Raw genomic sequence first — 25578 nt, 5'->3', positions numbered from 1 at the left:
TTTTTGGTCAAAGCCCAAAACAGAGTTAAGATACCCGAAGTTCCTAATAATTTTTTGTTTAGTTGTTGCATAAATTTATCCCATGAAGTCGGCAGTAACTGTCCCCATAATTCGCTTCAGTTTTTTATCAGTCATAGCAGCCCTTAGCCTGCTACTACCTGTTCATGCTCAACAACCAACGCTAACAAATACTCCCAATCAACCACAACCTATTGATCCCAATAACCCTAATAATCTCCGTCCAGCAGTACAAAATAACAGTATTTTGAGCCTTGATGGAGGTAAGCGTTTGATGTCAGAGGCAAGCCAAGCTGTTAATTCCCAAAACTATGATGCTGCTGCGAAGAAACTTCAAGAAGCACGATTAGTTTTTAATCAGCTATCAAATTTCTATCAAGATCTCAACTCTAGTTTTTCTGGTATTGATAACAGAGTTGCCGACGCCCAGCGTAAAAAGGCACTAGAAACAGCTCAAATGCGAGACGAAGCTACCTATCAATTAGCCCTTGTACACAGAGCACAAAATAAACCAGAATTAGCAGTGCCGTTACTAATTCAAATTGTTAAAAGTCAAAATCCAACCCGCGATTTAGGTAAGAAAGCTTACCAGCAATTATTAGAACTGGGGTTTGTTGATGCTCCTTTCCCTAGAGGAGCAAACAGCTCCTCTTCCTCATCTCAGAAATAATTACAATAACTATACCTGGCATCAGTTTCTTTTATAGACCGCCGCCAGTAGGTAGGCGGGCTTTTGGATATCTAATGGTAGGATGGGTTTGTAAATGTCAAAGCTAACGCACTTTCAAAAATAATAGCTAGAAAGCGCGATTCTGCCTAAACTTGCTAAATCTCATGTTGGCAAGTAATAGAGTAAATAATTGCTAATAATAGAAGAGAAGTTTTATAGGAATTGCGATGATTAGTCCGCAGCAGATTGAGACAATGATCAAGGCGGAACTGCCAGACGCCCAGATTCAGGTGCAAGACTTGACTGGTGGTGGCGATCACTATCAAGTCACAGTAGTTTCATCGCAGTTTGCAGGTAAAGGATTAGTGCAGCAACACCAGTTGGTTTATGGTGCGCTACAACAAGCGATGTCTACTGAAGCAATCCATGCCTTGGCACTAAAAACCTATACTCCTGAAGCTTGGCAAAGCAGTCAATAGTCAAAAATTTTTCGACTAGGTACTATGGATGAATGACTAACGACCTATAAGTAACAGAAAATCCCAAAAGACTATGACACCAGAACTCAAAGAGCGAATTGACAACTTAGTAAAAGAAAACAAGATTTTAGTTTTCATGAAGGGAACTAAGTTGATGCCTATGTGCGGCTTCTCCAACAATGTTGTTCAAATTTTAAACACATTAGGAGTTCCCTTTGAAACCGTTAATATTCTAGATGACTACGAAATTCGTCAGGGAATTAAAGAATACTCTAACTGGCCGACAATTCCTCAAGTTTATATCAACGGTCAATTCATTGGTGGTTCAGATATCATGATTGAACTTTACCAAAAAGGCGAATTGCAGCAAATGGTAGAAGTGGCTTTAGCTTCATAAATCGTAAAGAAATATCAAATTTATTGGGTGGGTGATGCGATCGCGTTACGCACCTTTTTCATAGATACCTAAATTACAAACTCGGAGGGTGTATGAGAAAGAACCCTTTTTCATAACTTGGTGTAAATTTTATTCATGGCGACTACCTTTTGCCCTCTGCCATCTGCCCTCTGCCTTTTTTACTACCCTACAAAAAATCCCCTCAGGCGTAAGCCTTGAACGCCAACAGGGGATTGATTCCAAAAAATCTCCAAATCTCACACCATTACTGTGGTTGACTCAGACAATAATCATGCTATAATAGCCTGCGTCAATCAGTAGTAACTATAGATGACTAAATATAAAAAGTCACTTATAGTAATCTGGTTCAGGTTCAGGTTGCGTCATTGTAAAATTTGACACATCATATAAATAGCGGGTAGCTTCCTCCTCTAGACGATGGATCAAATAAGGTTCAATGGCATTACTGTGTCGCAGCGCGGCTAGATAACCATCCAAATACATCCGCATATCATCAGTGCGATAACCGCGATTCCACAACTCGACGAAGGCGTCGGTTAATCTTTGGTAATAGCGGATGGTTTGTGTGTCTTGGAGCATATTCTGCTATAAAAATCTCTTTGGAATGAGAATTGTAAATTATTCACGCTTAAAAGTGAAGTATCACTTTCAGTTTGATATAAATTTCAAACCTCTATCATCTGCTATGGGAGATACACCTTATAAGTTGTGGTCTAAATCAATCCTAAGCTAGAAAACAAGAAAGTTGATGGATTAGTAAGCGATCGTTATATTAAAAATCTACAAGCAGCACCTCAAAATTTATCGATTTGCTTAAGGATTAGTTTTAGCAGCTTCTGTTTCCGACAAGAATGTAGGTGAGACTAATTCTTGCTTATAGAAAACTGATACACTAGCTTTTCTTTGGTAAATAGTTTGTAAACAACATACTTAACTAAAAAACTTTTAACAATAATAACAAAAATTTAATAAAATGACTAACTTGGCTTGGGGCAAGGCTTTTGAGTGAATATTTAGTCAGATGTAGTATGAGTAAATTAAAAGTCAATAGCTGTTGAAGTAACAAGGGTTACAAAACCTAAGATAGAGGCTTTGTTACTTTGAAAGTCATGCACGCTAAGGGGTCTTGCCACCGTGGGTTCGGTTTGTATTGAAATCGTTGAGGGAAATCCCCATCTGAGGTCGTTGCTTGGCTGGCACTTGCAACAACTGGACTATCGGGTGCATCAAGCTGCAAGTATTTATCAGGCAAGGGAAGTTTTTTTAAGCCATCAACCAACACTAGTCATCTTAGATGCTGACTTGCCTGATGGGGATGGCATTGAGTTTTGCCGTTGGTTACATCGTCAGCAACAGCCATTAATCTTAATGCTATCTGCCCGAAGTACTGAAGCTGATATTGTTGCTGGCTTGAAGGCGGGGGCAGATGACTATCTCTGTAAACCTTTTGGGATGCAGGAGTTTCTAGCACGAGTAGAGGCACTCATTCGTCGCAAGCGCACACCTGCGGCTCCAGCTTATTTAGATTATGGGACGTTGCAAATTGATTTAGTGCAGCGTCGCGTCCGTTTTCAAGGGGAGTTTATTGATTTAACCCCCCAAGAATTCAGTTTGCTGTATGTTCTAGCACAAGCTGGAGGAGTGCCTTTGAGTAGATCGGAATTGCTACGCCGTGCTTGGCCTGATGCTATCGACAATCCTCGCACTATAGATACTCACGTTTTATCGTTGCGGAAGAAAGTTGAACTAGATCCGCGACAACCCAGTTTAATTCAAACTATTCGTAACGTGGGATATCGTTTCAACATGGAAATTTTAAATAATAACACTAATATGGTACACTCACAAACAAAATTAACAGCAGAGAGATTCAGTAATCATCATTCAACAGTTAGTACTCAAAGATAAGGGTTAGTAGTTAGTAGGTAGTAGTGAGTGGGGGCGGGTTTTACTGATTATCTTTCGCTTAAAACCGAGGATTTATCTTTTAAACCCGCACGGCAGTCGCTACAACGCGGGGAACCCGCAAGGGCGCGCTGCCTCCCATACAGTAGTTAGTAGGTAGTAGTTGATTGCCAGTTTTCCACTAACCACTATCCACTATCTGCCATCTATCCCCATTCTTCATTAGCTTCTGCTTCTGCTTGTATTAAACTTTCTCGTAATTTATTCCAATCCACACTCGAAGCGCTCTGATTTGATAACAAACGTCCTTGCACTAGGTGTAACAACCGTGTACAAAACATCTGAGCTATATCTAGTTGATGATTTACCATCAAAATAGTAGTTTTATGACTACTTTGAGCCAGTTGAGTGAGAATGTGCATTAAATGGGAAGTTGTACCTGCATCTAAGGCAGAAGTTGGCTCATCTAATAATAAAATTTGCGGTTGAATAGTTAAAGCACGAGCGATCGCTACTAGCTGGCGTTGCCCGGCACTCAGTTGCACTTCTGTTCTTCCTAGCCAATCATCGGGGATGTGTAGCTGTTCTGTCCAGTTGCTCACTCTTTGTTGGATTATCTGTTTGGGTAAGCCGCGCAAAACCAGGGGATAAGCCAAAGCTTCTTTGACTGTCATTCCTAATAGCTTTGACTCTTGGGGTACTAATGTAACTTGAGAGCGCAGTTGCAAAACAGGAATTTGATGGTACTCCTGATTGTCTACATATATTTTGCCACTGGTTGGTTCACTCAGACGGTTAAGCAGACGTAATAAGTGAGTTTTTCCAGCCCCTGAAGGCCCAACAATAGCAATGCGATCGCCCTCAAACACCTCAAAAGAAATATCTTGTAATATTGGGTAACCTTGTTGGTTACTCGGCAAACTCGCAGATAGATTAACTGTTTCTAGCCGTAGTTTGGCTTTAGGAAAAATCTCCAAGTTCAACCTTTACTTAAATAATTACTAACCCAGTCTTTATAAAATTTAGCAACGGATGGGTAATTTTTAGAATTGCCCGTTAAATCTATTACAACATCCGTTGCTTCATCTATTGCTAGACTTGAGCTTTAATGAATTTGCGTTAAGGCAGTGGAAATTGTCCAACCATCTACCAGCAACAGCAAGAGCGTAAATATTAATAAAATTAAATACATCCACGGTTGGGCTAAAGGGTAGACATCAGTTGTATCAATGCCTGTTTTTTCTTGCACCAGCTTTACCAAGCGAGAAAAACCTGCCACGCGCATCGGCAGTAAATAAGCTTTCCCATCTTGAGCAAGGAAATAGTAAACTAGTCCCCCTTGCCCGGTAGTGCGGGGTTTTAACTGTTTTACCTCTGCCCAAGTTAACAACCAACCTTTACGAAAAAAACGTGGTACCCAGTTAGGATACGCTACTTGAATTCCTTGATCATCTACAATCACACGTTCTGTTAATGCCGCATACAAGGCAACTAAGCCAATACTGATTCCTAACCACAATAGTATTGGTGGTACAGGTGCATTTGTTACCTGAGCTAAAAAAGGTAAAGGTACTGTTAGTGCTACATATAAACTTAAAAGTGTTATCCGAATTAAAGCAGATAGGCGAAAAATTGCAGGTGAGGAATTAACTAAGTTAGCTGTCACGGCTCCATCACAATTCTTAACTTTAACTATATATTAGCTAGGATTAAGCAAAGAGCGCTTCATCACCGGGGACTTCCGGCAAGGATAGTTAAAAATTTAGGCGATTACACTTTGTAAACCTTGTCATTTCATAACCAAAAATCTAAGGTTGTAAATGCGATCGCTCCTTGCATTTTTTGTTTAACATTTGACCTGGTAAATCCAACGCAATCAACAAAGCTTGATTTAATAAAATTATTGCTTCATCACTAAGTATTCCACGTATATGCAAAAAGCGAGATTTGGATAATACTCGTACCTGATCTGCTATAGCGATAGAGTCGTTGGTTAATCCACCGTCTGGGGCTTGAATTAACACCTGAGTGGGATAAACTCGCTTACTAGTTTGATAAGTAGTACTGATGTAAATAAAAGCATCAATTTAAGCATAACTTAAAATGCTCGGTAGTGTGAGCATTTACTAGGCAGGACAAAAGCAATAGAAAAGTATTTCAAAAATTAGACGATCGCACTTTGTGTTTACGGAGTAGTATATTTTCCACTCTATATAGCTGTTTAATAAACAACAGAGGAAACCAGGATATGACTGTAAATAATAGAGTAATTAATATGTGATCGCTCTTTTTCTCATTTACCAATAACTAATTGCTTTTGACTATTAAGGCAAATACTTTTGTACCACAATCCAACCAGTGAGCGAAACCCAAGCAAAGGCAAAGAATAGGGCAATATTAGCACCGATATGAATGCGCCTTGCCCAAGGTTTTCTGACACGAATTTGCATCGCACTGCTAGCAGACAGCAAAACTAACACCACACTGATCAATCCAGCCCAAAGGTGTGGCGAGTGTCCCAAGGAGCCAAAGTGACCATAAGTACCGATAATACCAATAAGTAGCAGAAGCAGCACTAAACTAACCATGCAAATGCCGATGATGTAGTGGAGGGAGCGCAGCCAGTGAGGTTCAGCTTGTTGTAAATTTCTAGCACGAAACATCCATATACCCATTATCGCTAGTAGCACATAGGCTAGTAGCGATAAACCCATCGACCACGCTGCTATTCTCCACAACCACAAAAATGAGGGTAGATTCAAGATAACTAACCTAAATATACGCTTATATCTTAGGCTTAAGTTTATTTCTGTGTAGAGAAATAATACCTCTGGCTGTGTGGGGATTTTTCAGTATCGTAACTAAACTCAAATTTGTACTAAACTTTGTACTAAATAAAAAAGGGTTGCTATCTGATGCAACCCTAAAATTCAGCAATTTTTTTTCTAATCAATGGATGCAAAACCAACAGTTGTTAAGGGTTTTGTTGTATCTCCAGTTTTTGTCTTAATTGAGTGTACAATCGATTTTTTATTGATAGGGTCTTCTAGTTTTTCAGAGTCTGTTTCTAATTCGTAACTGCTAATTTCATTAACAGCAAGGCGATCGCACGGAATTTTATCCGACAAAATTGCACTTGCCATCATGCCTGTATGAATCTCAAGTTGAGCTTCGCCTGGTGCTTCAAACACTAGTCTTTGTCCGGGAAAGACAACCCTTTCAAAGTACCAGTTAGGGATATTTGAGATGCGAGCCACCTGGATTTTACTCGTGGCATTAACGTAGCAGCAGAGAATCTTTCTCGATTGCTCCGGTGGTAAGGGATCTAATATTTGAGCCATAACTGCTGAGGAGCTTTACGCCACAATTTTATCTTACATAAGCCAAGCTAGCACCGGCTGATCCCCACCTGCTGTAACCCCGACTACCAACTGAAATTTTCTAGATTATTTCTATCTTTAGATAGGGTCAAGTTATGAAATTTTTGTAAAAATTTATGCCTTTTCTGCAATTATACATTAGAGAGAAAAAAGTTTGTTCAGACTTGCAGATCAGCGCCAATACTAACAATTGCTTGCAAGTAAGTAGAAGTCAGAGAACATTGCCATCCTAATAGCTGTTGTCCGATTTTGGGGATCTATTTTTTGTTCTTCCATCTCATGGCCTAATTGATAATGACGATCCCTTTAGGAATAAGGTCAATGTTATGGTAAAAGTATAAGCCTACTAAGTTTCATAAAATCTGATTAATGCTATGCATTTACAGTGCAGAGCAAATTTAGCCATTTTTACTGTCATCTACAGCATAAAGTAGTTAGTTCCATAATCGTTTTGAATGTCAAGTACGATTGTGATAGAGCACAACATCAAAACTAAATTTTTAAACCAGATTTCCCCTAAGTAACGGCAAGATGGAAGCTAAAGCATCCTTAATGGAAAATCGAATTCTCTATGTTCGCCTTCCGTGTAACCCTATCTTTCCTATTGGGGTTGTCTATCTTAGCGATCACGTTCACAAACTTTTTCCTCATATTGAACAGCGTATATTTGATTTAGGAACAGTCCCACCCTTGGACTATGCTCAAGCTCTGGATCGCTGTATTGATGAATTTAAGCCGACACTACTAGTGTTTTCTTGGCGGGATATCCAAATCTATGCTCCAGTCGGGGGGCGTGGTGGAAATCCATTGCAGTATACCTTTGAATTTTTCTACTCCCGCAATCCATTTCTTAAGCTAAGGGGCGCTATTGGCTTGCTGCGAATTGCGTCCGTATACTACGGTGAATTGTGGCGGAATCTGGGTTTATTGAAGCGCGGTATCAAACGTGCTAAACGCTATCACTCTGCTGCTCGGATTATTGTTGGTGGTGGTGCTGTTAGCGTTTTTTACGAACAGTTGAGTAAAAGCTTACCTAAAGGCACAATTGTTTCTGTTGGTGAAGGAGAAACCCTGCTGACAAAACTACTTAGTGGGCAAGAATTTCGAGATGAAAGGTGTTATGTCGTTGGAGAAGATAAACCACGTGATCGCCTCATTCACGAACAACCTGCACCATTAGAAAAAACTGCCTGTAACTACGACTATATCGAAACTATCTGGCCGGAGTTCAAGTATTACCTCCAAGATGGAGACTTTTATATTGGCGTACAAACCAAACGTGGTTGTCCCCATAATTGCTGCTATTGCGTTTACACTGTAGTAGAAGGTAAACAGGTGCGTATTAACCCAGCCGATGAAGTCGTTGCGGAAATGCGACAACTATATGATCGCGGTGTTCGCAATTTCTGGTTTACCGATGCCCAATTTATTCCAGCTCGGAGATTTATCGATGATGCCGTTGAACTCTTACAAAAAATCGTCGATTCTGGAATGAAAGATATTCACTGGGCAGCATACATTCGGGCAGATAACCTCACGCCCCAATTGTGTGAGTTGATGGTGAAAACCGGCATGAACTATTTTGAAATCGGTATTACCAGCGGTTCGCAAGAACTAGTGAGGAAAATGCGGATGGGATACAATCTCCGCACTGTCTTGCAAAACTGTCGGGATTTAAAAGCAGCTGGTTTTAATGACTTAGTTTCTGTCAACTACTCCTTTAACGTCATTGACGAGCGCCCAGAAACTATTCGCCAAACAATTGCCTACCACCGTGAACTCGAACGTATTTTTGGTGCCGATAAAGTTGAACCTGCCATCTTCTTTATCGGGCTGCAACCCCACACCCATTTAGAAGAATACGCACTCAAAGAAGGTATTCTCAAACCAGGGTACGATCCAATGAATATTACACCCTGGACTGTCCAAAAAATGCTGTGGAACCCAGAACCTCTTGGTTCCTTCTTTGGAGAGGTATGCTTGCAAGCTTGGCAACAAAATCCTAATGACTTCGGACGTGAAGTCATGAACATCCTAGAAGAAAGGCTGGGTAGTGCCGATTTAGAAGCAGCGCTATCGGCACCGATTGAGGTTCAACACAAGCAGTTAGCAACTATTTCTTAATGGATGCACACAAAGCGATCGCGTCATTGGGATGATTTATGCCATGAATTAACCGCGCGATCGCCCATCCTTTGCTATGTGAATTATGACTACAAACTTTAGCACTCACTTCTCACTGATTAGCTGAAGGCGTATTGATTAAATAGCGTAATTAATCACTCAAACAGTAAACTAAAGAGTCATAAGCAAAAATTTAAAATTCTTTCTTCTCTTTGCGTACTTTGCATCCTTTGTGGTTCGTTTAACCAAACCCATGTTACAAGGCTCTCTACTCCAACAGCTGGAACTTGCCCATCGCAATACCAAAAGACCAATTCGATTCGGTGTATACTACAAAAATACTCTGGTCGCTCTGTGTCATGCTCTAGAAGACCAAATATTGCAAGATGTCACATCTCCCTTAATGATAACTGCCTTTCAACAAGGGAAATGGTATCTCCAAGAAGCAGAAAGATATGCAGATATTGCTAAAAAATCCCGCCAAATAGCTATCATGGCATCACCTGATAGTGTTTGGGCAGAGCACTCTACCAGCCAGCTACCCAATGTCAACTTAATTGCACTAGATCCTGCCGATCCAGTTGCACAGGAATGGCACTTAATTATTCTGTCACCTCAATACACAGCTATGGTAATTTGTCAAGAATTATCAGAAGCTGATTATGGGGCTTCTGGAATACCTGCATCGGATTTAGAACGGAAATTTTATGGCTTGTGGACATTTGAGCCAGAGCTAGTTCAAGAGACAGCCCAATTGGCGATCGCTCACATCCGGCGCTACAATCCCCAACTGGCAGCACAACTTACCACTACTCAAAAAGCTATCCAGCCAAATCTTGCTACACCAGAATTCTTAGGTACAGTAGTTTCTCGTGTAGTAGATTACCTCCAATCTGGGCAGTTGAATATATCTGTCCCCACAACAGCACGTCATCAAGCCTTGGATCGTAACTTAATTTCCAACGAAATCCAAGCATTTTTAAGGATGGCACAAATAATTGATGCCGCTGATATTGCAAATCCAATGGCAGCAGCAGAAGTTGTGGTACTCTCAGAAACGATAGGGCAGCTTTTAGATCTTCCTGCATGGCGAATTAAAAGATTGCGCCTTGCCAGCTTGTTACACCGTATAGATCCATTACAAAGGGCAGAAATTATACTAACTCCCACAACATCTACTCACTACCGTGAAGATGCACCCAGTTGTCCTTTGACTTGCCCTTTAATATCAGGAGCGCAAGTACTGCGAACAATGCCAAGATTGCGGGCGGTAGCGCAAATTATCACTCACCAAAACGAATGGTGGGATGGTACTGGCGAACCAGCAGGATTAGCTGGAGATGAAATTCCTCTCGAATCAAGAATTTTATCATTAGCTGCTGATTTTCAGTGGCGAGTCAATCAGAAAAAAAATTCTCAATTAAGCCAACAAGAAATATTTTCTCAAGCTTTAGAAGAATGCATAAAACAGCAATCGCATCGCTTTGATCCTAAGCTTGTAGATACCCTGACGTTGTTAGTGATGGGTTTTCAGCAGGGGCTGGAATTGCCTCAAATCACCCCTAAAGTTAGCACTGGGATGTGGTTGCTCGATCATAGATTAGATACTGAAAGCAAGACTAATTTAGATATGAATCAAAACTTGCGTATAAGATAATTATTCTTGTATTTATCTTATTTGCGTTCTTTGTGCTTACTCTAAGGGAAGCTGTTCTATGGACATCTACATGGTTAAATAAATTTTTAACGAACCCAAGTTATACAAAGAATGTAAAGAGGATTTTTATCAGTTTTTATGAATATAGAAGCTATTAAATCAGGAAATCTCAAACACTTACCAGGTACAGATTTAGAAGACGAGGATTTATCAAATCTTGATTTAAACCGCATCAATCTTGCAGGTGCTACTCTTGTTGGTACCAACTTTGCTGGTTCCAAACTTGAAGGAGGGCATTTAGAAGGCGCAAATTTGATGGGGGCAAATCTTCAAGCCACCGACTTACGGGCTAATTTGATGGGAGCAAACCTAATGCAAGCAGATTTAACAGGTGCTGACTTGCGAGGTAGTAACTTGCGCGGCGCTAACTTCATGGGAGCAATCTTGAGTCAAGTATCACTGACTGGTGCTTTCTTGAGTGGTGCGAATTTGATGAATGTCAATTTGCAAGGTGTTGACTTTCGAGGTGCTGATTTACGTGGTGCAAACTTGGCTGGAGCAAATCTCAAAGGCGCAGACTTGAGTCGCGCAGATTTACAAGGTGCTTTGTTGAGCGAAGCTAATTTAGAAGAAGTTGATCTGCGGGGAGCTAATTTGGCAGGGGCGAATTTGACGGGTGCTAATTTACTCTGTGCAGAGTTAGAAGGTGCGAATTTAAATGGAGTAAATTTAGAAAAAGCGTGCTTAATTGGCACACTAGCAGAGAAATAAAGTATTAGGGTTTAGGAAGTAATTAGGAGTAAGTTTATCAGGACTCACTCCCTTGTATATAGTTCTTTTTAATTCTGAATCGTCTGATTACTTTTAATAATTCTTCTGCTGCCACTTCTTTTGGGGTTTTCAATAAAAGCTAGAGAATCTTAAAGCGATCGCTCGCCTTTCCCCCGCATCCACAATACCAAAACTCCCAAAAATACCAACCCCATCACCCCAGCTAAAGGATTATTATTCATACCCGTTACCCAATCGGGAACTCGCCCAGAATATTTCACTAACTGCCCGACGTTGATAATATACCAGCCCCAAATTAACCCTGCATGTATACCAATTGGTAAGCCCAATCTTCCCCGACGACGGCGCTTTGCCCATACCAGTACTAACCCCAAAAGTAATAACCCAAGAAATTGAGGTGATGTGGGAATTACTTCTGAGAGGGGTTTAATAAAGTGAGCGACAGCGAAAATCGTCGCAGTTGCCCACAGTACCACCGAGGAACTATAATCACGTTGCAGTTCATCATACATCCAGCCTCGGAAAAATAACTCTTCGGCAAAAGCTGTACCCAAAGCAGTAACTATCCCTTCTAAAACAAATCTCAATAGAAAAGAACTACTTTGTTGCCACACTAACCAACCCAGCAATCCTTCTAAAACAAATAAAATCAAAATGCTAATTAATCCAATTGCTAATCCTCTGAGCAGTTCTACTCCATTCTTGCGTGTTACCTCTAACCCATAGTGCTGGAATATCTGTGGTTGTTGATGGACATATTTACCCCAAAAGGGAAGCAAAATCAAAAATTCAATGGCTAATGGCACCATTGTGAAGATAGTAACTAAATTAGGATCTTTTGCCAGTAAATATATAGGCGCTGCTATGGGCAACCACAACAGCACCAATGTCAAAATAAAGATACCCAGTCGGATGGGGAAAGAATATTGGGCTACAGAGGCAAGGTTTGTTTTCATGCAATAATCAACTACTCGCTAATCGTAGTCATACCATTAGCAAATAGCAATTTACTAACTAGCAAGCAATATTTATTCTTCTGGTTCGATAGTGCTAGTCAAACCATGATTTTTCAAGGTTTCACAATAAAATTCCGCGTGTTCTTGAGCGCAGGTAATGACTAAAGCGATGCCATTAGTATGAGCTTCCATCATAATACTGACAGCCTGAGGTTGAGTAAGGCTTGGCACTGTAGTCAATAAAACCTGCACCACATACTCCATAGAGTTGTAGTCATCGTTATGGAGCAAAACGCGATACTGAGGCGCTAATTTACGGGATGTTGAACGCTTCTCTAGGGTTTCTAGTGACACGGCTCTTTGCTCTCTTGTGTTATTTACTACAACAAAAGTTTTTGTTCAGAGGTTATTTGTATAGTTGCTTAACTTATTGTATAGCACCAAGATTGAATATTGGAGTAGGACAATGACTACAATTGCTAGTTGAATCGCTCCAACTATATGATCGCTTGGCTATGGTGTACTTATATTTTCGTTTTGCTACCTTTGAGCGTCAGTCAATCTATTGTCACTACAAGTTGATTATATTTAGCTTTTAAAATAAAAAAGTAGCAACTAACAGTGTTTACCACTAAAGACAGCCCTACGATTGATTATGGAGATTGTCTCAGACTTTCAACCAGGACAAATAGTTTATCTAGAGCATGGCGATCGCAGGCTCTATGCAGAAGTAATTCAAGTTGTGCTTTCTCGTCAATCGTGCTGGGTACGTCCTTTGCTACTAGTAGTTTACTCTTGGGAACCCCCCTTAACAACCGATCTGCGAGCAGCATCAGATCTACTTTGGCCTTTAAGTTTGTTTCAGCCAGCCTTAGATACAGAAATAATTTCTATATTGAGTGAAGTTTTAGCTAAAGAAGCCAAACCCGGAATAGACACAATTACTAAACAACAACTCAATCAATTTATTTATCAAGTTTGGCACGCATACAAAAAGGATAATGGCTCAACATAATACTTCATCTTTCATCCTTTGATCAGTTATTCCGCCGCTATCCTTGATGCACTAAATTGTTTTATACATCAGTGTTCTCAAAAAAATATCAGCAGTTGTATCTATAAGACGCTCATGCTGCCGTGTCATTTTTGTAGAAGCTATATTGCCTATTTTTCAATTAAATCCAGGTAATTGCTGTTGCAATTTACTTACAACCTTAGGAAAAACATCACCAGCAAACTACCGTCAAATACTAGGGATCAACTGAATTCTACCAGCATCCATTTCTGCCATCAATAATTCTAGAGCTTCATAATCAACATCAGAAATGTAACCCATTGCCGTTAGTTCTGAGTTAATTTCATTTTCTATTTCAGGAGTTAGTTTTTTGATAAAAAGGGCTTTTTCTACTAATTGACGAATAACGTACTTTGTTTTCATAAGTAATAAACCAATTAAATTGTATAGTTATTATCTCAGCTGTACCTCAGTATAAATTGTGATTACACACTTAGTTTTGGGTGATCTAAATCACAGTTAGTAGGTGATTTTAGTCATAAATGCTTAAGACTTTTACCAATACTAAAAACCAAAGTCAAGAGATTTAATCTCACTTTCCTGTCGTTATGCACAAGTTTGAGTAATAACTTATGTAGGAATCATAGGCATAGCAAACTATTATTGAGCCAAATTTTTAATAAAAAGTATATTTGACTACAGTTTTTTGAGTAATTGTGACAATCTTTAAACAGAGACCTCAAAGGAATAAAGATTCGACTAAGAGACTTAATACGAATGGTCGATGTGGGAATAAAGAGTTTATGTTCAAATACATCTATCTTCACAATCTAGAAATTTTCATAGGATGTCACGATGCAAGCAGTACTTAAAAATCCAAAAATAACAGTTATTCGTCCCCAAGGAAGTTTAAACGCTGCTAACGCTTTGGAATTTGAGCGAAATCTAACAGCAGCATTGACACAAAATGACAATAGTTTCTTGCTAGTTGATTTAGAACAAGTAGAGTCACTAGATAGTGCAGGCTTAATGGCATTAGTGTCGACACTCAAACTAGCTCAAAATTTAGGGCAACGCTTCAGTCTTTGCTCTGTTTCCCCATCCATTAAAATTATTTTTGAACTTACTCAGCTTGATAGAGTATTTGAAATATTGGAAAGTCAAGCGGCTTTATAAGCCGCTTACTTTGTGAGAGTAGCAAAAGATTGCTTAGAGGCTAAATGTTAAGTTTGTTCGCTTCAAAGACTTTAGCACAAAGCAATCAGCGCTCTCGCAAGCCATAATAAATGCTAAGGTTGGAGGTGAATAGCAGTAATTTAAAATCGCTAGAAGAATAGCACAGTGGCTGTTGCAGTAGAAAAATTAATTACATCAGACATACTCAAGCCAGCTCGTTACTTGGGTAACGAGCTTTTGGCAGTACACAAGCCGTGGCATACAGCAGTAATCCGCTGGGTGTTAACTTACCCAGAAGTATACGAAGTAGGTGCTTCTAACTTGGGGCATATCATTCTCTATAATATTTTGAATGCCCAACCGCGCCAGTTATGTGATCGCGCTTATCTACCAGGACAAGACCTAGCAGCAAAACTACGAGCAACTAAAACACCATTATTTGCCGTAGAATCAAAGCGATCGCTCATAGAATTTGATATTTTAGGCTTTAGCCTCAGCTATGAGCTTGGTGCCACCAACATCCTAGAAATGCTGGATTTAGCTGGTATTCCCCTGACGTGGCGAGAACGAATGGTGGGAAATTATCCTCTAATTTTTGCAGGAGGACAAACAGCGACATCCAATCCTGAACCCTACGCCGATTTCTTCGACTTTTTTGCCTTGGGTGATGGCGAAGAACTCTTAGCGGAAATTGGTTTAGTTTTAGAAGAAGGTAAACAAGCCGGATTAAGCCGTCAGGAGCTATTGTTGGACTTAGGCCAAGTACCAGGTGTATATGTCCCTCAGTTTTACGACATGGCGGCAGACGGTTCGGTACATCCCAACTGTCCAAATGTACCCAAACGTATTCTCCGCCGAGTTGCTACCCCAATGCCAGCCTACTCGATTGGGCTAGTTCCCCACGTTCAAACAGTACATGATCGCCTGACAATTGAAATTCGGCGTGGATGCACTCGTGGCTGCCGCTTCTGCCAACCAGGAATGTTAACACGCCCAGCGCGTGATGTAGAACCAGAACAAGTGGTGGCAGCAATTGAACAAGGAATGCGAGAAACCGGATACAATGAGTTTTCTTTGTTATCCCTGAGTTGTTCTGACTATTTATCCCTGCCGGCAGTTGGGGTAGAAATTAAAAATCGCCTAAAAAATGAAAACATTACTCTGTCTCTACCCAGTCAACGCGTAGACAGATTTGACGAGAATATCGCCAATATCCTTGGTGGTATCCGCCAAGGTGGTTTAACTTTCGCTCCTGAAGCTGGTACCCAGCGAATGCGAGACATAGTTAATAAAGGCTTGACAAACGAAGAATTACTGCGGGGTGTCAAAACAGCTTGGCAACAAGGTTGGGATAAAATAAAGTTATATTTCATGATCGGCTTACCTGGTGAAACAGATGCCGATGTACTGGGAATTGTAGAAACTGTGAGCTGGCTACAACGCGAGTGTCGCTCAAAAGGTAGGAAATCTCTATCATTTAACTTGACAATTTCCAACTTTACACCCAAACCCCATACACCCTTTCAATGGCACTCGGTTTCCACCGCCGAGTTTAAACGCAAGCAGCAATTACTACGGCAAGAATTTCGCCGCCTTAAGGGAGTGAAAGTAAATTTCACCGATGTTCGCATCTCGGCAATGGAAGATTTTATCGGTAGAGGCGATCGCACTCTTGCTCAAGTCTTACGTCGTGCCTGGGAGCTTGGAGCAGGCATGGATTCTTGGTTTGACAACATTGAAAAAGCATACAATGCTTGGGGAAATGCGATCGCTGAAGCAGGATTAACTTGGAAATACCGCCAAGTTGAAAACGGCGAGTGGAATTTGTTCCAGAAAGAGGATGGGGAGACACGGGGAGGTGGGGACACGGAGAGGTGGGGACACGGAGAGGTGGGGAATATTTTTAATAATTTCTCCGCGTCAGAGCATCTCATCATCTCCGCGTCTAATGAAACCCCATCACCCACTCAATACTCCCTCGACAAACCTCTTCCTTGGGATCATCTAGACACTGGTATCGATAAAAAATGGCTCAAAGAAGACTTAAAACGTGCTCTCGAAGCTGCTACTGTACCAGACTGCTCTTTTGATGGTTGTTCTCACTGTGGTGTTTGTAGTACTGACTTTGGTCACAATATTGTGATTCCACCACTTCCCATACCGGAATTTACTGGACATTTCGTACCGAATACTACAAAGGCTCAGAGACTACGAGTATGGTTTGGCAAACTGGGTGATATGGCCTTACTTAGCCACCTCGATTTAATGCGTCTATTTGACCGTGCGATTCGACGGGTTGGATTGCCTATTGCTTTTACTGGCGGATATCACCCCACACCCCGCATTTCTGTAGCTTGGGCTTTGCCGTTAGGAGCTACCAGTAGTGGCGAAATAGTTGATTTTGAGCTAACTCAATCTCTTGATGTTAATACTTTCCGACAAACATTAGCACAAGCACTACCCAATGATATTCCTATTTATGAGGTGGCACAGTTAGATTTAAAAGCTCCTGCTGCCACCCAAGTGTTAGACGCTGCCGAATATTTGCTCACTGTAGCTCCTCAAACACCAGCAACATCCTCACAATGGCAAGACTGGATTGATACAATTGAGCAGAAAAACGAGATTTGGTCAGAACAAACAACAAAGTCAGGCAAAACCCAACTTATAAATCTGCGCGATCGTCTATTTGAACTCGAATTGATGCAAACCACTTCCAATTCCTTAGAGTCAGTAGCAATATTGCGTTATCTGGGAAGTTGTCGTCATGACGGCATACTATTGCGTCCTGAACAAATTCTGTTTATGCTAGAGCAGGTAGCAGGTTTAGAATTCCAACTGCTACATATTCACCGCAATCGTCTTGTTTTGCGGAATTAATACCCTGGGGGTAATTTGCTACGTTAATTACCCTCTGGTTCTACATAATAGGAATTGATTTTTGACAAGGTTGCGTTAGAATGAGATGAAGAGAATTTTTCTGGCGCTGCATTGAGTTATCTGATTCACAACCCTGGTAATCAGGGTTTGAAAGCAAAGATTTAGAGAGTAAGATCTAGGATTTCATCCCAGACCAGCAAAGGCAAATTCAAGAACACTCTCTCTTGATAGCTAAACTACCTTGTGAATCAGTAACTAATAACAGGCTCCGTCGGCTTCTCTAAACTTTATGATTTTTAAAACAATGCTGAATGCCCAATTCCTAGAGGATGAAGGCGTTGTATCAGAAATTCACCACGGACGGGTGATTAAATTGCTTAAATAATATGCAGCCGTTGTGGAATAATCGGGCGTGTACACGCAATTACGGTCTTAATAGCTCTTTAAGTTTGGGCTTAGGTTCGCAATTTTTATTACCAGCAGCGCCTTTTTGGGCTTGCAGGGGTAACAGGAACAATCATCCCCCAAGTCTTTTTGTGCTGCCGATTTTTGAGGAAATTGAATGCCAAAACAAATTATTATCGCGGAGCAGCATCAAATAGCTGCAGTCTTTTCTGAAGATCAAATACAAGAACTTGTTGTTGCTACGGGACATCACCAAATTGGTGATATCTATTTAGGAGTAGTAGAAAATGTATTACCTGGTATAGACGCAGCTTTTGTAAATATTGGTGATCCAGAGCGTAACGGTTTTATTCATGTTACTGACTTAGGGCCTTTGCGACTAAGACGTACAGCAGCAGCAATTACAGAATTGCTAGCACCACAGCAAAAAGTCTTGGTGCAGGTAATGAAAGAGCCGACAGGTACAAAAGGGCCAAGGCTCACTGGTAATATTACTTTACCCGGACGTTACGTAGTATTGATGCCCTATGGACGGGGTGTAAATTTATCCCGTCGGATCAAAAATGAAAATGAACGCAATCGCCTGCGAGCATTGGCAATTTTGATCAAACCAGCCGGAATGGGTTTGTTGGTGCGCACCGAAGCTGAAGGTAAGCCAGAAGAAGCAATCATTGAAGATTTAGAATCCCTACAAAAACAATGGGAACTCATTCAGCAGGAAGCGCAATCAACTCGTGCGCCAGCACTGCTAAATCGAGATGATGATTTTATCCAGCGTGTACTGCGAGATATGTACGGCGCGGATGTGAACCGAATTGTTGTAGATTCCAGTACCGGCTTAAAGCGGGTAAAGTTGTATTTGCAAAACTGGAGTGGTGGACAGGTACCGCAAGGGTTGTTAATCGATCATCACCGCGATCGCACAGCAATTCTAGAATACTTCCGGATCAATGCTGCGATTAAAGAAGCGCTCAAGCCCAGAGTAGATTTACCCTCTGGTGGCTACATCATCATTCAGCCTACCGAAGCATTAACAGTCATAGATGTCAACTCTGGTTCGTTTACGCGATCAGCAACAGCGAGAGAAACAGTGTTGTGGACAAACTGCGAAGCAGCAACAGAAATTGCCCGCCAATTGCGTTTGCGAAATATTGCTGGCGTCATAGTTGTTGATTTCATTGATATGGAATCGCGGCGCGATCAACTGCACGTTCTCGAACATTTCAATAAAGCTTTGAAAGCAGACAAAGCTCGTCCTCAAATTGCCCAATTAACCGAATTAGGTTTGGTAGAGCTAACCCGTAAGCGTCAAGGCCAAAATATTTACGAATTGTTTAGCGAAACTTGTCCTACCTGTGGTGGCTTAGGGCATATTGTCCATCTGCCTGGAGAAACTGAAGGGCGATCGCTTGCACCAACTCCACCAGTAGAATTACCAGAACGCTTTCCACCCACACCTCTGCCCATCAAAGAACCACGTTTGCCATCTACCCGACAAATCGAACCACGGGAAACTTACGATGGATTTTCAACGGAGGGATACGAGCATGACAGCGACTTGACTGCGATTAATTTAGTTAATCATCCCAGCTATCAAGAGATTGGAGATGCTAAAAGACGTCGTCGTCGTCGCCTGGGATTGAACGGAGGTAACGGCAAAGACGAACCACGCATTCATGGCAACCAACTGGCTTTAGTGAACGAGTCAGACATGGATATTGATGCGGAAGGGGAAATTGTAGAAGTTTCAGACATATCTCCAGCCAATCTTAGTAAGTCAACTTGGGGTGAGAGAAGCGAGCGTGCAAAAGTTTCTAGAGTCGAACTAGTTAAGCCGGTAGTAGAACCACCAGAAATTGTGTCTGTAGAAATGACACCACCGGAACAGGATGTTTATGCTTTGATGGGAGTTTCTCCTTTGGTGAAGTTAAACCGGGAAGTGAAAAATCCCAAGTCCGTGATCATTAATGTCACATTACCTGGGCAAGCTGTTACTTCCACCGAACCAACTCCAGAGGTAACTACTACAACAGTAACCAAGACAGTAGATACCTCAGAAGAAGCAGAACCATTGCCTCAAACTGTAACAGAGGCATCAACGGTTGCTGTGATGGCAGATGAAACTGAAGCAAATAGCACAGATAATCGTCGTCGTCGTCGTCGTTCGCGTGCTGCCGAGGTAGACACGTCCACCTCAGAAACTTAAATTTATATGGCGTCAACAGAGCCATCTATTGCTTTTGGGGATTTACCAGAATCCTTCAAAGAAGCAATTTGGCTAGAATTTTCCAACTTTTCTGACATTGCTGGATTGATAGCAGGTGTGGATGAAGTTGGAAGAGGATGTTTGTTCGGCCCTGTAGTAGCAGCAGCTGTGATTTTGCCAAAGAGCGCTTTATCGGTACTGGTGGCAGCGGAAATAAAAGACAGTAAAAAGTTGTCTAGTTCTCGCAGGCACAAGCTAGCTCAACAAATCCGAGCTATGGCAATAGATTGGAGAATTGGCTTTGCCTCTGTGGCCGAAATTGACCGAATCAATATTTTACAGGCAACACTTTTAGCGATGAAACGAGCTGTTCTGAAGCTGAAAGTACAACCTGCACTTTGCTTAATAGATGGCAATCAATTGATTCAAGATTTAGCACTGCCGCAGCAAACAATAGTGAAAGGTGATGAGCGATCGCTGTGTATTGCTGCCGCGAGTATTTTGGCTAAAGTCTGGCGAGATGAACTAGTAATACGCTTTGCTTCTAAATATCCTATGTACGACTTAGAACGCAACAAGGGTTATGGAAGTAAAAAGCATCTACTAGCACTGCAAAAATATGGGCCTTCACCCCTACATCGCCAGTCCTTTCGCCCTTGCCAAATTAATATTGTTAATCCTGAGTCAAGCATTCCGAAATAATATTAAATTCATCCAAGTATGCTTTTATTAAGAATAATGAGGAGTTTTGTAAATAATTGCTAGGGAAAATAATCAGCAGATAATTTAAGCATTAATCATCAGATGCACGCAAACAAACACAGATTAGTTAACTAACTGTATTTGTCTGCGTATATCTATATTTTGTTGAAATACTGGGATGATTATTTACAATTACTTAGAGCTAATTACTCAGGATTTAAGATTGGTAATTCTGTGATTCCATCATTATTAACTAGTCTGTCTTCTTGAAGTTGTGAAATTACCCAACGACGATAATCTGCTAATAATTGATGTAACAATCGTTGCTTGATAGTTAACAGTACGCTCTTCAGTAAACCATTACCAGTCGCCTCTAAAATGGGTTTAGGGGTAAAGCAAAATGGTGGTGGTAATTCCACTTGTACTTCTAAATCGGCTCTGCCTCGTAAACGATAACCAGTACTGAATTGAGATAGTGCTAAATATCCTTTTAAATTCAGATCAAAGCGCTGGTTGATATACTCAACACCAAGGATTTCACAACCTAGCGATCGCAAATAAATTGTGTCATTTGATTCTATCCAAACTTTCATATCTACAGTGGGTTGAATACTCAGTGACATGAAAGAGAGAGGACGCATTTTCAAACGAAAAATTTCTTCTGCCAGCTGCTGGATGCGACTAGAATCAACCAACGCATAAACAAGGCGTTGAGGTTGACGCAAATAGTGCTGAATGGGAATAGGCTGTTGCGGGACAGTAATTTCTACCGATTGAGAGGCAGTAAACTGAATAGCCATGCGTTAATAAAAATAATTGTTTTATAATTCTATTATTTTTTAATTTATGGAATTTTGTCGCACAAAATTAAAATTGAATGAGCTAAATTTACTATTTACTTGCAAAACTATATTAATTTATAGTTATCCATTATTTGTAAATAACAGCTAGTATCATTCAAATAAATATAAATTACATGGTGTAGAGTATTGCGAGAATCTTATTAATGCAACCTTTGATTAAAACTAACAGCTAAACAATCAACTCCATGACTCTATTGATCGCACATTTAGGGCCTCCCGGCACTTACGCAGAGCAAGCAGCTCTTTTGTATGTCAATTGGTTACAAAAGATAAAGGGATTAGAAACTATCTTATGCCCTTATCCCAGCATCGCTCAAACACTGCGAGCAGTTGCTCAGGGAGCAGCTCAGTTAGCTGTTGTACCAGTGGAAAATTCCATTGAAGGTAGTGTAAGTATGACTATAGATACACTGTGGCAACTAGATACTTTACAAATTCAGTTAGCTTTAGTTATGCCAATAGTTCATACATTAATTTCCTACGCTCAAAGCTTAGAAAGCATTAAAACTGTTTATTCCCATCCGCAAGCTTTGGCACAATGTCAAGGATGGTTAGAAAGATTTCTCCCGTCTGTACAGCTAATTCCTACTAATTCCACGACAGAACCATTGCAAAAACTAGAGCAAGAAACAACAGCAGCGGTAATTTCATCTCAAAGAGCTGCACAACTCTATAATTTACCAATACTAGTTGATGGCACTAATGATTATCCTGAAAATTGTACTCGCTTTTGGGTAGTAAGTCAGGCTAATGTGTCAATCACCAATCAATCATCTGCCATAAGAAACAGTCACACTTCGCTCGCATTCAGTGTACCTGCGAATGTACCAGGAGCATTAGTCAAACCACTACAAATTTTTGCTCGGCTAGGTATTAATCTTAGTCGGATTGAATCTCGCCCGACAAAGCGATCGCTAGGAGAATATTTATTTTTTATTGATGTAGAAGCAGATGCTCGTGAAGCTCAAATGCAATCTGCACTACAACAACTAAATGCCTATACAGAAATATTAAAAATTTTTGGCAGCTACAATGTTTTACCAGTCAACACTCTTGATCAAGAAGTTAGTGGATAGTAGGGGCGAGTTTATTGAGATATTCTGTTATTTTAGAGAGATTATCGTTAAAACCCGCCCGTACAGAATTTAGTTGTTTACCCACTAACTACTAACTAATAACTACTAACTAATTTTATAACTTCTGATTAAAAGTGTCTTTCAGAACGGTACGAGCTGCTAAATGATTGCGCGTGGAAGTCAAAATTTCCGCTTCTCGTTCTAGACGAGCAACTGTGTCTTGCATTTCTAATAATGTCTGTTGCTCAGAAGCAACACCATATAGGTTGCTTGCTACCCAATAAGACAACTCTAAAGGCAGATCGGGTAAATCTTCTGGTAGTTCAATATTTTGTTCTGTCAGCTTGGCAGATAGACGTACAACATCTTGTAGTAGTTGTTCTACCTCAGCAGCTAGAGGACGTAAATCCTTAGCAGGTGGGTTATCTTCAATCCACTCAACCAAACCGACATAGTAAGGTTTTTCGCGAACGTATTCTAAAACACGAAACCTTTGCTGCCCCAGAGTCAACATTTTCATCCGGTCATCTGGTAACCGTTGATAATGAATGATTTCTGCACAGCAACCGACATTGGCAACTGTACCTTTAGCCGGATCGACCATTAAAACCCCAAATCTACGATCACTCTCCAAAATCGTATTCATCATGATCCGATATCGGAATTCAAAGATATGCAAGGGTAATGGTCTTGTAGGGAATAAAACTACTTCTGATAATGGGAACAGAGGTAGTTCACGAACGGCAATTTTAGAAGAAGACGTCATTTTTACCTTGGTATAAATTTAACCTTTGATAATATTTATAATTTTTTATTATTCTTTGTCTTTGCCGTGCTTTGTCTACATTCTAACATTTGTTTTTACAGCTAAATAAAAAGCCCTGAAAGATATCTCTTCCGGGGCAAGTAAATATTCACACTAAGCAGTGCTATTAGCTATGACCATTTAAAGCTTTACTTCAATATCTACACCAGAAGGTAAATCCAGTTTCATCAAAGCATCAATGGTTTTAGAAGAAGGCTGATAAATATCGATAATGCGGCGATGAGTACGGGTTTCAAAGTGTTCACGCGAATCTTTATCTACATGGGGCGATCGCAACACGCAGTAAATCCGGCGCTTTGTCGGTAAGGGAATTGGGCCGATCGCTGTAGCATTGGTACGGTTTGCTGTATCTACAATCTTCTCGCAAGATGTATCTAGCAAGCGGCGGTCAAAAGCCTGTAAGCGAATTCTAATTTTCTGCTGCTGTAAGGTTGCCATTTTTAATTTTCCTGGTTCTGATTAATGTTTACAAGGGGTTAGGGGTAAAAGACTTACAAACTAGTTATTAGTGAGTGATTCAATCAAATCTGCTTGTCAATCACCTGATTTCACACTCAGCATAGACGCACATAGTAGCGCGGCTTTCTTGAAGGTAGACAGACTTTGACAGAAAGCCGCGATGATAGTCGCTTAGGACTAAAAGGGTATTTAAAATGGGGATTTAGTGTTAGCAATACTTTCGAGCTAAAACTTTTATCCCTAATCCCTAGTGTTTAGTTCCTCTTAATAGAGGGAAGTTAAAAAAGCAGAGAGGTATTATACCATCTCTGCTCCTTCTTAATTAAGCTCAAGAGATGCTACTTTACAATCTTGGAAACAACGCCAGCACCAATGGTGCGACCACCTTCACGAATAGCAAAGCGCATTCCTTGCTCAATAGCGATCGGGTTGATCAGTTCTACAGTCACCTTGATGCGGTCTCCGGGCATTACCATTTCCGCTTCAGTACCATCATCAGAGGTGAAAGTCTTAATCGTGCCGGTCACATCTGTTGTCCGCACATAGAACTGAGGACGGTAACCAGCAAAGAACGGTGTTTTCCGACCACCTTCTTTTTCGGTTAAAACGTAAACTTCACCTTCAAATTGAGTGTGTGGAGTGATAGAACCAGGCTTGGCGAGTACCATACCTCGTTCGATGTCAGTCTTCTGGATACCGCGCAAAAGTATACCAGCGTTATCACCAGCCATACCTTCATCGAGACTCTTCTTGAACATCTCAATCCCAGTAACGGTAGTAGAACGAGTAGGCTTAATGCCTACCAATTCCACGTTATCGCCGATTTTAACTTTACCCCGCTCAATCCGTCCGGTTGCTACAGTACCGCGACCTGTGATGGAGAATACATCTTCTACAGCCATCAAGAAAGGCTTATCAACATCACGCTCTGGAGTAGGGATGTAAGAGTCTACAGAATCCATCAGCGCGTAGATCTTATCTACCCACTTATCTTCACCCCGTTGAGTTTTGGGATTACTGGTCATTTTTTCCAGCGCTTGCAAAGCAGAACCTGCTGTAATCGGAATATCATCACCAGGAAAATCATAGCTAGAAAGCAATTCCCGGACTTCCAATTCCACTAGTTCTAGCAATTCTTCGTCGTCCACCATGTCTTCTTTGTTCAAGAAGACTACTAGGCTAGGAACACCTACCTGCCGTGCCAACAGGATGTGTTCGCGGGTTTGGGGCATGGGGCCATCAGCCGCAGATACCACGAGGATAGCACCATCCATTTGGGCTGCGCCTGTGATCATGTTCTTCACATAGTCAGCGTGTCCAGGACAGTCTACGTGAGCATAGTGACGTTTTTCGGTTTCATACTCAACGTGAGCTGTGTTAATTGTAATACCCCGTGCCTTTTCTTCTGGAGCGGCATCGATTTCGTCGTACTTTCTAGCTTGAGCCTGACCCAAAGCCGCCAAGGTCATAGTGATAGCGGCTGTGAGTGTGGTTTTACCGTGGTCAACGTGGCCAATAGTACCGATATTAACGTGGGGTTTTTTCCTTTCAAACTTTGCGCGTGCCATGAA

General features: G+C 41.0%; 25 protein-coding genes and 1 pseudogene. 13 read left to right on the top strand and 13 right to left on the bottom strand.

The features are described 5' to 3' along the window. Positions 1–82: 82 nt before the first annotated feature. The 3 genes from U2718_RS13960 to grxD all read left to right on the top strand — a co-directional run bounded on the left by U2718_RS13960 (position 83) and on the right by grxD (position 1564). The gene (locus U2718_RS13960; protein WP_342000512.1) at positions 83–688 is read left to right on the top strand and encodes a hypothetical protein; all 606 of its coding nucleotides are present in this window, start codon (positions 83–85) and stop codon (positions 686–688) included. Between the two features lie 227 nt (positions 689–915). Continuing rightward, positions 916–1167 carry a BolA family protein gene (locus U2718_RS13955; protein ID WP_276745226.1) on the top strand — a complete coding sequence of 84 codons (252 nt, stop codon included), beginning with the start codon at positions 916–918 and terminating at the stop codon, positions 1165–1167. A 73-nt stretch (positions 1168–1240) separates the two neighbouring features. After that, complete coding sequence (grxD, locus tag U2718_RS13950) at positions 1241–1564, top strand: Grx4 family monothiol glutaredoxin (RefSeq protein ID WP_016872484.1); 324 nt, start codon at positions 1241–1243, stop codon at positions 1562–1564. Positions 1565–1912: 348 nt separating this feature from the next. Here the strand turns inward: grxD and U2718_RS13945 are convergent, their stop codons facing one another. Then, on the bottom strand, positions 1913–2164 hold the full coding sequence (locus U2718_RS13945; protein ID WP_289789244.1) for a DUF6761 family protein: 252 nt from the start codon (positions 2162–2164) through the stop codon (positions 1913–1915). A 555-nt stretch (positions 2165–2719) separates the two neighbouring features. Here U2718_RS13945 and U2718_RS13940 point away from each other — a divergent pair. Continuing rightward, the gene (locus U2718_RS13940) at positions 2720–3493 is read left to right on the top strand and encodes a response regulator transcription factor (RefSeq protein ID WP_342000507.1); all 774 of its coding nucleotides are present in this window, start codon (positions 2720–2722) and stop codon (positions 3491–3493) included. 203 nt (positions 3494–3696) lie between these two features. On the opposite strand, the gene U2718_RS13935 is transcribed toward U2718_RS13940, so the two are convergent. From U2718_RS13935 to U2718_RS13915, 5 genes and pseudogenes are all read right to left on the bottom strand, one after another. Further along, a complete protein-coding gene (locus U2718_RS13935) occupies positions 3697–4467 on the bottom strand; it encodes an ATP-binding cassette domain-containing protein (protein WP_342000505.1) in 771 nt (256 codons plus the stop codon). A gap of 128 nt (positions 4468–4595) precedes the next feature. Next, the gene (locus tag U2718_RS13930; protein ID WP_342000503.1) at positions 4596–5156 is read right to left on the bottom strand and encodes a hypothetical protein; all 561 of its coding nucleotides are present in this window, start codon (positions 5154–5156) and stop codon (positions 4596–4598) included. Positions 5157–5298: 142 nt separating this feature from the next. After that, positions 5299–5553: pseudogene (locus U2718_RS13925) on the bottom strand (type II toxin-antitoxin system PemK/MazF family toxin); the annotation flags it as partial. A 261-nt stretch (positions 5554–5814) separates the two neighbouring features. Beyond that, positions 5815–6252: a DUF4079 domain-containing protein gene (locus tag U2718_RS13920; protein WP_342000501.1), complete on the bottom strand. Its 438-nt coding sequence runs from the start codon at positions 6250–6252 to the stop codon at positions 5815–5817. 183 nt (positions 6253–6435) lie between these two features. Then, positions 6436–6831, bottom strand: a complete 396-nt coding sequence (locus U2718_RS13915; protein WP_342000499.1) for a DUF1830 domain-containing protein — start codon at positions 6829–6831, stop codon at positions 6436–6438. 570 nt (positions 6832–7401) lie between these two features. Here U2718_RS13915 and U2718_RS13910 point away from each other — a divergent pair. The 3 genes from U2718_RS13910 to U2718_RS13900 all read left to right on the top strand — a co-directional run bounded on the left by U2718_RS13910 (position 7402) and on the right by U2718_RS13900 (position 11422). Beyond that, positions 7402–8994, top strand: a complete 1593-nt coding sequence (locus U2718_RS13910; RefSeq protein ID WP_342000497.1) for a photosystem II high light acclimation radical SAM protein — start codon at positions 7402–7404, stop codon at positions 8992–8994. Positions 8995–9247: 253 nt separating this feature from the next. After that, positions 9248–10651, top strand: coding sequence for a DICT sensory domain-containing protein (locus U2718_RS13905; RefSeq protein ID WP_342000547.1), 1404 nt, complete (start codon positions 9248–9250; stop codon positions 10649–10651). A gap of 138 nt (positions 10652–10789) precedes the next feature. After that, positions 10790–11422 carry a pentapeptide repeat-containing protein gene (locus U2718_RS13900; RefSeq protein WP_342000496.1) on the top strand — a complete coding sequence of 211 codons (633 nt, stop codon included), beginning with the start codon at positions 10790–10792 and terminating at the stop codon, positions 11420–11422. A 149-nt stretch (positions 11423–11571) separates the two neighbouring features. Here U2718_RS13900 and U2718_RS13895 read toward each other — a convergent pair whose 3' ends face one another. Then, positions 11572–12399, bottom strand: a complete 828-nt coding sequence (locus U2718_RS13895) for a type II CAAX endopeptidase family protein (protein ID WP_342000494.1) — start codon at positions 12397–12399, stop codon at positions 11572–11574. 72 nt (positions 12400–12471) lie between these two features. Next, the gene (gene clpS, locus U2718_RS13890; protein WP_289789234.1) at positions 12472–12753 is read right to left on the bottom strand and encodes an ATP-dependent Clp protease adapter ClpS; all 282 of its coding nucleotides are present in this window, start codon (positions 12751–12753) and stop codon (positions 12472–12474) included. Positions 12754–13054: 301 nt separating this feature from the next. Between clpS and U2718_RS13885 the strand changes: the two genes are divergently transcribed. Next, positions 13055–13414 (top strand): hypothetical protein, encoded by a 360-nt coding sequence (locus U2718_RS13885; protein WP_342000491.1) that lies wholly within the window; start codon positions 13055–13057, stop codon positions 13412–13414. A gap of 228 nt (positions 13415–13642) precedes the next feature. On the opposite strand, the gene U2718_RS13880 is transcribed toward U2718_RS13885, so the two are convergent. Next, the gene (locus U2718_RS13880) at positions 13643–13837 is read right to left on the bottom strand and encodes a hypothetical protein (protein WP_342000489.1); all 195 of its coding nucleotides are present in this window, start codon (positions 13835–13837) and stop codon (positions 13643–13645) included. 432 nt (positions 13838–14269) lie between these two features. On the opposite strand from U2718_RS13880, the gene U2718_RS13875 reads away from it, so the two are divergent. From U2718_RS13875 to U2718_RS13860, 4 genes are all read left to right on the top strand, one after another. Then, complete coding sequence (locus tag U2718_RS13875; protein ID WP_342000487.1) at positions 14270–14590, top strand: STAS domain-containing protein; 321 nt, start codon at positions 14270–14272, stop codon at positions 14588–14590. Positions 14591–14755: 165 nt separating this feature from the next. Beyond that, positions 14756–17470, top strand: a complete 2715-nt coding sequence (locus U2718_RS13870) for a TIGR03960 family B12-binding radical SAM protein (RefSeq protein ID WP_342000485.1) — start codon at positions 14756–14758, stop codon at positions 17468–17470. A 562-nt stretch (positions 17471–18032) separates the two neighbouring features. Next, a complete protein-coding gene (locus U2718_RS13865) occupies positions 18033–20081 on the top strand; it encodes an Rne/Rng family ribonuclease (protein ID WP_342000483.1) in 2049 nt (682 codons plus the stop codon). Between the two features lie 6 nt (positions 20082–20087). Then, complete coding sequence (locus tag U2718_RS13860) at positions 20088–20783, top strand: ribonuclease HII (protein ID WP_342000481.1); 696 nt, start codon at positions 20088–20090, stop codon at positions 20781–20783. 206 nt (positions 20784–20989) lie between these two features. Here U2718_RS13860 and U2718_RS13855 read toward each other — a convergent pair whose 3' ends face one another. Continuing rightward, a complete protein-coding gene (locus U2718_RS13855) occupies positions 20990–21583 on the bottom strand; it encodes a DUF1997 domain-containing protein (RefSeq protein WP_342000479.1) in 594 nt (197 codons plus the stop codon). A gap of 248 nt (positions 21584–21831) precedes the next feature. On the opposite strand from U2718_RS13855, the gene pheA reads away from it, so the two are divergent. Next, positions 21832–22722, top strand: coding sequence for a prephenate dehydratase (gene pheA / locus U2718_RS13850; RefSeq protein ID WP_342000477.1), 891 nt, complete (start codon positions 21832–21834; stop codon positions 22720–22722). 115 nt (positions 22723–22837) lie between these two features. On the opposite strand, the gene U2718_RS13845 is transcribed toward pheA, so the two are convergent. The 3 genes from U2718_RS13845 to tuf form a co-directional block, all read right to left on the bottom strand. Further along, positions 22838–23488: an LON peptidase substrate-binding domain-containing protein gene (locus tag U2718_RS13845; RefSeq protein ID WP_289789224.1), complete on the bottom strand. Its 651-nt coding sequence runs from the start codon at positions 23486–23488 to the stop codon at positions 22838–22840. A gap of 180 nt (positions 23489–23668) precedes the next feature. Further along, positions 23669–23986 (bottom strand): 30S ribosomal protein S10, encoded by a 318-nt coding sequence (rpsJ, locus tag U2718_RS13840; RefSeq protein ID WP_008232935.1) that lies wholly within the window; start codon positions 23984–23986, stop codon positions 23669–23671. Positions 23987–24345: 359 nt separating this feature from the next. Then, a complete protein-coding gene (gene tuf / locus U2718_RS13835; protein ID WP_342000464.1) occupies positions 24346–25575 on the bottom strand; it encodes an elongation factor Tu in 1230 nt (409 codons plus the stop codon). Positions 25576–25578 lie beyond the last annotated feature (3 nt).

Origin of the sequence: Chlorogloeopsis sp. ULAP02, from assembly GCF_038404745.2 — a bacterium.
Taxonomy (GTDB): domain Bacteria; phylum Cyanobacteriota; class Cyanobacteriia; order Cyanobacteriales; family Nostocaceae; genus Chlorogloeopsis.
This window is presented reverse-complemented; position numbering and strand designations above follow the sequence as displayed.

Excerpts from the sequence above, each read along its gene's own strand:
- U2718_RS13960 (WP_342000512.1), top strand. The coding sequence starts at position 83 with ATGAAGTCGGCAGTAACTGTCCCCATAATTCGCTTCAGTTTTTTATCA.
- U2718_RS13955 (WP_276745226.1), top strand. The coding sequence starts at position 916 with ATGATTAGTCCGCAGCAGATTGAGACAATGATCAAGGCGGAACTGCCA.
- grxD (WP_016872484.1), top strand. The coding sequence starts at position 1,241 with ATGACACCAGAACTCAAAGAGCGAATTGACAACTTAGTAAAAGAAAAC.
- U2718_RS13945 (WP_289789244.1), bottom strand. The coding sequence starts at position 2,164 with ATGCTCCAAGACACACAAACCATCCGCTATTACCAAAGATTAACCGAC.
- U2718_RS13915 (WP_342000499.1), bottom strand. The coding sequence starts at position 6,831 with ATGGCTCAAATATTAGATCCCTTACCACCGGAGCAATCGAGAAAGATT.
- U2718_RS13910 (WP_342000497.1), top strand. The coding sequence starts at position 7,402 with ATGGAAGCTAAAGCATCCTTAATGGAAAATCGAATTCTCTATGTTCGC.
- U2718_RS13905 (WP_342000547.1), top strand. The coding sequence starts at position 9,248 with ATGTTACAAGGCTCTCTACTCCAACAGCTGGAACTTGCCCATCGCAAT.
- U2718_RS13900 (WP_342000496.1), top strand. The coding sequence starts at position 10,790 with ATGAATATAGAAGCTATTAAATCAGGAAATCTCAAACACTTACCAGGT.
- U2718_RS13895 (WP_342000494.1), bottom strand. The coding sequence starts at position 12,399 with ATGAAAACAAACCTTGCCTCTGTAGCCCAATATTCTTTCCCCATCCGA.
- U2718_RS13885 (WP_342000491.1), top strand. The coding sequence starts at position 13,055 with ATGGAGATTGTCTCAGACTTTCAACCAGGACAAATAGTTTATCTAGAG.
- U2718_RS13880 (WP_342000489.1), bottom strand. The coding sequence starts at position 13,837 with ATGAAAACAAAGTACGTTATTCGTCAATTAGTAGAAAAAGCCCTTTTT.
- U2718_RS13875 (WP_342000487.1), top strand. The coding sequence starts at position 14,270 with ATGCAAGCAGTACTTAAAAATCCAAAAATAACAGTTATTCGTCCCCAA.
- U2718_RS13865 (WP_342000483.1), top strand. The coding sequence starts at position 18,033 with ATGCCAAAACAAATTATTATCGCGGAGCAGCATCAAATAGCTGCAGTC.
- U2718_RS13860 (WP_342000481.1), top strand. The coding sequence starts at position 20,088 with ATGGCGTCAACAGAGCCATCTATTGCTTTTGGGGATTTACCAGAATCC.
- U2718_RS13855 (WP_342000479.1), bottom strand. The coding sequence starts at position 21,583 with ATGGCTATTCAGTTTACTGCCTCTCAATCGGTAGAAATTACTGTCCCG.
- pheA (WP_342000477.1), top strand. The coding sequence starts at position 21,832 with ATGACTCTATTGATCGCACATTTAGGGCCTCCCGGCACTTACGCAGAG.
- U2718_RS13845 (WP_289789224.1), bottom strand. The coding sequence starts at position 23,488 with ATGACGTCTTCTTCTAAAATTGCCGTTCGTGAACTACCTCTGTTCCCA.
- rpsJ (WP_008232935.1), bottom strand. The coding sequence starts at position 23,986 with ATGGCAACCTTACAGCAGCAGAAAATTAGAATTCGCTTACAGGCTTTT.
- tuf (WP_342000464.1), bottom strand. The coding sequence starts at position 25,575 with ATGGCACGCGCAAAGTTTGAAAGGAAAAAACCCCACGTTAATATCGGT.